The sequence below is a fragment of the Methanothermobacter sp. genome (assembly GCF_049720995.1).
Classification (GTDB): Archaea; Methanobacteriota; Methanobacteria; order Methanobacteriales; family Methanothermobacteraceae; genus Methanothermobacter.
The window spans coordinates 1-2,186 of the sequence record NZ_JBNASF010000047.1; the positions used below are offsets into that span (position 1 = coordinate 1).

3 protein-coding genes are annotated in these 2,186 nt (G+C 43.5%); 2 read left to right on the top strand and 1 reads right to left on the bottom strand.

Going from position 1 to position 2,186, the window contains the following annotated elements; translation table 11 throughout:
* The first annotated feature begins 429 nt into the window (after positions 1–429).
* Positions 430–981 carry a hypothetical protein gene (locus ACPLJI_RS08965; RefSeq protein ID WP_424741274.1) on the top strand — a complete coding sequence of 184 codons (552 nt, stop codon included), beginning with the start codon at positions 430–432 and terminating at the stop codon, positions 979–981.
* Between the two features lie 6 nt (positions 982–987).
* Entirely contained in the window at positions 988–1,659 is a 672-nt protein-coding gene (locus tag ACPLJI_RS08970) for a pseudomurein-binding repeat-containing protein (protein WP_424741275.1), read from the top strand.
* A gap of 230 nt (positions 1,660–1,889) precedes the next feature.
* On the opposite strand, the gene ACPLJI_RS08975 is transcribed toward ACPLJI_RS08970, so the two are convergent.
* Positions 1,890–2,063, bottom strand: a complete 174-nt coding sequence (locus ACPLJI_RS08975) for a hypothetical protein (RefSeq protein WP_424741276.1) — start codon at positions 2,061–2,063, stop codon at positions 1,890–1,892.
* Positions 2,064–2,186: the final 123 nt, after the last annotated feature.

The window sequence follows — 2,186 nt, forward strand, 5'->3', positions numbered from 1 at the left end:
TTCGAATGATGCTCCTGTTTATCTGCGGGTGGATAGTGATAGTACTGAGTCGAGGTATTCTGGGTCATATTTCCTTCTTTCTGCCTCGGGGCCAAGTTATGGTGCTACGAGTGGCCCCGGCCTCCCCCTCTTCACTCTTCCAAGTCCATTGACGGAGGGGAATGCATTGTTAGGTGGCAGGTTGGAGGGATATCTGCAAGGGTCATCTTTGACTATGGCGTGTACTGTTTTTAGTGCTAATGAGTTGCGAGTGATGACTGGGAAGTATGTGAAGGCATCTGATTTTGTGAATAAGCCTGCGTTGTCTCTGATCATCCCGGGGAATGGATATGTGGATCGTTTAGTGTGGCGGGTGCATAGTCTATGATCTGGCATAATCGGAAGATTAATGGCCCGGTGACGGCGGGGGATTGGAATGATGATCAGCACATGGTTGATAGGGAGGCCCTCTTGGAGTTTCTGGGAATAAGCTCGGGTGGGGGTGGTGGTTGCACGCACTGGGTTTTACTTGATGATTTGGAGTTTCTGAGTCCCGTTCAGTCATTCACTCTTGCCCCGGACGGTTATGATTTCTTGAGGATTGAATATGCTGTTATCGTGACTTACTCTTCTGGATCAAACCCATATTTTGCTATATACCCGAATGGGGACACCGCTATGGGGAACTACTCTAATTACATGCATTATACGGATTCGAGTGGTGGACATCAACGTTTGTCCAATTGGCCGTTCCCTTACCCTTTGTTCGCAAGGGGGGAATCATTGAATGTCCAATGTTTGAATATTGGGAATATATTGATTTCACTTAAAAATGGGATTAGGAGGCTGTTTGTCAATGAAAACAATATAATAGGCGGGGAATACTTTTTCAGGGCAGAGCATATTGCTCAATGGACGAATACATCATCTAATGTTAATTCATTAAATATTTCAAGCCAGGACGGTGTCCTGACCGGCAAGGTGGCTGTTTATGGTTGGTGATCCTTCATGGAGTTAAAGAAAGGCAAGGTGGAGTTGAAGAAATTCAAGGATATGCTACGCAGATATGGGGCGTTCAAGAAAAAGACTGGCCGTGAACCAGCCCTCATCTACCTCGACCCTCTGGGGAGAAGCGGGGACTATGTGAATCTCGCAACCTTCAAGGACATGCTACGCAGGTATGACAGGTTCAAGGCGGATAAAGGCCGTGAGCCCTCCTATGTGATGATCGAGTCCATGAGGCCCCTCCCACGATTGGATGGGAAGTGGACTCGGAGAGTGATACAGGAGATCGGCCTCTTCCTTGATGCAAGTGAATTGTACAGGTTGGTGTCAGAGAAATGCAAGTACAACTATTATTATAATGATCAGTTCAGCAGTGAGGAGGCCCTCCGACGGATGACAACCACTGGCATCAATTGTACGGATGCGTGTCAATTGTTCGAGAAGGTGTTCCTTGAGATGGGATACGAGACCCGTATCGAGCATTGCAAGGTGAAATGCAGGGATGGGAAATGGTACGGCCACTACCTTCTAAATGTCAAAGGTTTTGAATTAAAAGATTGGGTCATATGGGATTACGTATCTGCAACAAAGACGGGAAGACCATTAGGGAAACCTTGTTGTTTAAATGGACTTAAACATCTGGGGTGGGGCATAGTCTCCCCCAAAAATGACTGAAAAAAGAAAAAAGAAGGTAGGGCATTAATTGATGGCAGAAACACGCGTCCATATGTTTATTTCTTGGCATTGACCATAAAGGTTAATGTATTATCATTATATGAAATAATATGTCAAAATAGGATCAAAAGTAAACAAAAAAACCAACATTTATGATATAGGTGCCCCCCTTTAGTGTGTGGTGGTAAGATGAAAACACCGAGGGGGGCAGAAGAAAGAGTTTCATTGGTTTATTCTTTAATTTCGTCAAGATATTCTTTATTTCTCTGGATAAACAAGTCTATGGCTTCTTCCCATGCGGAGGTAATTGGTGTTTTCTCGAATTTTAGCATTGCGATGACTTTGAAGAGTTTGAACTTTTTTGCATCGATATTGACGCTTGTGTTGACCTTTTCACTTTTCATGGTTTCTATTTTTTCAGAGCATAGCTTATAAATCTTTATACTATTTAACCAATATACAATATACCAAAAAATATAAATACCATGTCACCCATAGGATTATGTGTGGTGGTAAGATGAAAACAC